The following is a 3739-nucleotide window of genomic DNA, read 5'->3' as shown; positions in this document are numbered from 1 at the left end:
TTCTGTTACGTCTCGTGGCGCTTCACCCGCTTCCGCATCACGGATACGCACGTCCAGATCCGCTCCGGCATCCTGTTCCGCAAGGAGCTCTCCGCGCGCCTGGACCGCGTCCAGTCCGTGGACCTCAACCGCTCGTTGCTTGCGCGGATCTTCGGCCTCTCGGAGCTGCGTGTCGAGGTGGCCGACGGCGGTGAATCGGTGCTCCGCCTGGCTTACCTTCCGGCCGCCGAGGCCGAGCGGTTGCGCGCCGACGTCCTGTCCAGGGCTGCCGGCGCCCGCCGCGCAGAAGGCCTGCCGCCCACGGCGCAGCCGTCCGCAACGGACCGTCCCTCGCTCGAGAGCCGGCCTGGGCCCGACGACGAGACACCGGCAGGTGCCGAGGGCACCTCAGCCGGGGAGAACACGGCGCCTGTGGAGCCCTCACCACCGGGCTCGGTGACGGACCACGAGGAGACAGCACCCGCCGTCGGGCATCAGGTATCCGCGCGGACTCTGGCAGCGCGCGCCCAGGAATGGGGACGCCGCACGGGCGAGGACCTCGCGGGCACCGCCGTGTACGGGCAATTCGCCGGCGGGACGGCGGACGAAGTGGGATTGGTGGAGGTCCCACCGAAACGACTCATCGGCTGGATCTCGCTGAGCCTGTCTCCCTGGGTCCTGATCGCGGTGGTCGGCGCGGTTACGTTGGCGATCGCAGCACCGGGTGGGGCGTTCCTTGGTGTGCTCATCCCGGGAGTGCTCGGGCTCGGTAGCGCCGTGTGGCAGATGCTGAACTCCGCCTGGGGCTTCCGTGCGGGCGTCTCGGCGGACGGGCTACGTGTGCGGCACGGACTCACGGAGACTCAACATCGCACCGTACCGCGTGGTCGGGTGCAGGCGGTCGGGATCAGCCGACCTTGGTACCTGAGGCCCTTCGGTTGGGTCTGCGTCCACGCGGACGTGGCCGGTTACGGTGGGTCTGATCAGAACGGTTCCACCTCCCGCTCCACCTTGCTTCCGGTCGGGACGCTGACGGAGGCCGCACGCATCGTGTCCGCACTCATTCCCGACGCCGGGACCGAGGATCCGTGGGGGCTGCTGGAGGAAGGCGTCGACGGGCGCCAGGGGGACTTCGTCTCCTCGCCGCGGTCGTCCCGTTGGATCTCACCGATCGGGTGGAAGCGACAGGGATTCCGGACCACAGAGACCACGCTGGTGCTGCGGGCCGGGCGCATCAACCGTCGGATGGCGCTCATCCCACACGCTCGGGTGCAGGCGGTGCGTTCATATCAGGGACCCATCTCGCGCTCCCTGGGCCTGGCGAAGGTGCGTTTCTGCACGGTTGCCGGCCCCGTCCCCACCGTGCTGCCAGATGTCGCGGCACCCGTGGCGAGCCGGCTCATCGTGGAACAGACCGCACGCACCATCGCAGCGGCGCAATTGGAGGCAAAGTAAGTGAACATGGGGGCTGACACGGCGGGCCGGAAGCCCGGACGGCTCGGATTCGGGCTGATCGGCGCGGGCAAGGTCGGGACCGTCCTGGCCGCGGCGCTTCGGGCTGCTGACCACGCCGTGGTCGGCGTGCATGCGGTGTCCGAGGACTCGGCTGCCAGGGCCGAGGCCTTGCTGCCCGACGTTCCACTACTGGATATCCCGGAACTGCTGCGACGGAGCGAGGCGGTGATCCTGGCGGTGCCTGCGTCCGAGCTGCCCTCGCTGGTCTCGGGCTTGGCCGCCTCCGGACACTGGCGGGCCGGGCAACTGGTGGTGCACACGGTGGCACGTTTCGGGGTCGACGTGCTCACCCCGGCACGGGAGGCCGGCGCGATTCCGCTGGCCGTGCACCCCGCCTTGGAGTCCACCGGGACCAGCCTGGATCTGCGCCGTCTGGATGGGGTGAGCTTCGCCGTGACCTCCGATCCACTGATGTTGCCCGTGGCCCAGGCGCTCGTCGTGGAGATGGGAGCGGAACCCGTGGTCATCGAGGAGGAGGACAGGGAGCTCTACGCCGCCGCATTGGAACTGGCGGCGGATCCATTGGGGACCGTGGCGGCCACCGCATGGGAGGCGCTGCACGCGGTGGGGGTCGAGGATCCCTCACGCATGATGGAGTCGCTCCTGCGCTCCGGTGTAGAGAACGCTCTGATGGCGGGCCCCTCCGCCGGGGAGCGGGCCGCAGCCGCGCGCAACCCGGAATCGGTGGTGGCCACGGTGAAGGCGCTGGCCTCTGCGGAGTCCCTGGGAGCGGGGGTTGCCGCTACCGAGAGCGCGACCGGAGCCCTGGGTGCGGGCGGTATGCCGGCGGTGGACGTCTACGCGGCTTTGGTTCGTGCGGCGACGGCCCGTGCCGTGGGCCGCGGGGTGATCAGCCGGTCTCGGGCTGCGGCCGTACTGGACGCGCTGGACGCGCTGGACTCCTGAGTGTTGATGGGTGCTGGTGCTGGTGCTGGTGCTGGTGGTTGGGGAGTCGGTTCTGCTGCGTGGAGGGGCGTCTACTCTGCGAAACCGACTCCTGAGTGTGGTCGACCCTGCTTGGCAGACTGGTTGTGAACCAGGATCACTCTGCGTGATTGACTCCTGAGCCGGGCCCATTCTGCAGAACTGGTTCGGGAGTGCGGACTGGGAAGCGTTACACGGCCCAAAGCCGCGCAGCATTGGCCAAGCACTCACGGAAACCACCCAACTCGGCGAGGACATCCGCAGCAGGCGGGAAATCGCTGTCTGGCGCAGGAGAGTCGTTCGCCACCAAGCCGGCGGCCTGACCTGCGTACAGCGGGGAGGCCGAGCCGTCCCCACTGGCCCTGGCGGCCTTCACCCGGGAACTGAGTTCGTTGGCCTCAGGGCTGCCCTGTTCACTGGCGGTGCGCAGCGCGGCTTCCTTTGCGGTCCCGGCGTACTCGGCGGTGACCTCGTTGACCAGTGTGCGGCCGCCGTACTCGTGCGGCCAGGGGGTACCGAGGGCGATGTCGAACACCGAGGTGTAGACGGTGTCCTCGGCGGAGGCGCGCAGGATCCTCCGCTTGTGGTCGCTGGAAGCCAGCGACTCCGCGGTGGGGATCAGGCGCGTACCGATCCAGACCGCGGAGGCGCCGGCGCCCAGGGCTGCGGCCACGCCCTGTGGTGAACCGATCCCGCCGGCCGCGATCACTGGCTTGCTGCTGTTCCGAAGAGCGAACTGCAACAGGGTGAAGGTGGAGACCTCGTTGAGCCCGTGACCGCCGGCCTCGGAACCGCGCACCACGATGGCCGCGATGTGACGGTCCGCGGCAGCGGCCATGACCTCTGTGGATGTCCCCACCTGCACAACAACGGCGGAACCAGCCTCGTTGGCGGTACGAGCGTGGTTGGTGGGATCACCGGCTGCGAAGGCCACGACCGGCGGTTGGTACTCAAGGACCTTACTGAGAGCGGTGGAGTCGCGGTCCAGGGACCATGACATCAGGCCGGCACCCCAGGCCCCGTTGCCGTTGTCCGCCACGATGCTGAGCTCACGTTCGATGTACTCAGGGGAAGCGCCGTGCCCAACCCCCACCAGTCCTAGACCGCCGGCACGACTCACGGCGGAGGCGAGCGCGCCGCCTGCAGCGCCGGCCATCGGCGCGTTGATGATCGGGAGGTGCAGGTTGCGGGGCGGAAAGCGGCTGAAGTCCATGAGAGGAAGTCTGCCGTCCTGCAGTGCGTCGATCCAGGGGACTCGTGTGTCGATCCAGGGGGACGGGCGAATGCGTCAGCGGTCAAGACGAGAGAGGCGGCTGAGGGG

General features: G+C 69.2%; 3 protein-coding genes. 2 read left to right on the top strand and 1 reads right to left on the bottom strand.

The genetic code is table 11. From position 1 onward, the window contains the following. The coding region (locus Q0A15_RS11880) for a PH domain-containing protein (RefSeq protein WP_291279738.1) at positions 1–1434 on the top strand (1434 nt) is incomplete at its 5' end. 6 nt (positions 1435–1440) lie between these two features. Beyond that, positions 1441–2400 carry a DUF2520 domain-containing protein gene (locus Q0A15_RS11875; protein WP_291279737.1) on the top strand — a complete coding sequence of 320 codons (960 nt, stop codon included), beginning with the start codon at positions 1441–1443 and terminating at the stop codon, positions 2398–2400. Positions 2401–2608: 208 nt separating this feature from the next. Here Q0A15_RS11875 and Q0A15_RS11870 read toward each other — a convergent pair whose 3' ends face one another. Beyond that, positions 2609–3631, bottom strand: a complete 1023-nt coding sequence (locus Q0A15_RS11870) for a nitronate monooxygenase family protein (RefSeq protein ID WP_291279736.1) — start codon at positions 3629–3631, stop codon at positions 2609–2611. Positions 3632–3739: the final 108 nt, after the last annotated feature.

The sequence above is a fragment of the Galactobacter sp. genome (assembly GCF_022712295.1).
GTDB lineage: Bacteria > Actinomycetota > Actinomycetes > Actinomycetales > Micrococcaceae > Galactobacter.
Note: the sequence above shows the minus strand (reverse complement) of the source record. Positions and strands in the feature narration are given on the sequence as shown.

Coding starts and splice junctions, on each gene's coding strand:
- Q0A15_RS11875 (WP_291279737.1), top strand. CDS start 1,441: ATGGGGGCTGACACGGCGGGCCGGAAGCCCGGACGGCTCGGATTCGGG.
- Q0A15_RS11870 (WP_291279736.1), bottom strand. CDS start 3,631: ATGGACTTCAGCCGCTTTCCGCCCCGCAACCTGCACCTCCCGATCATC.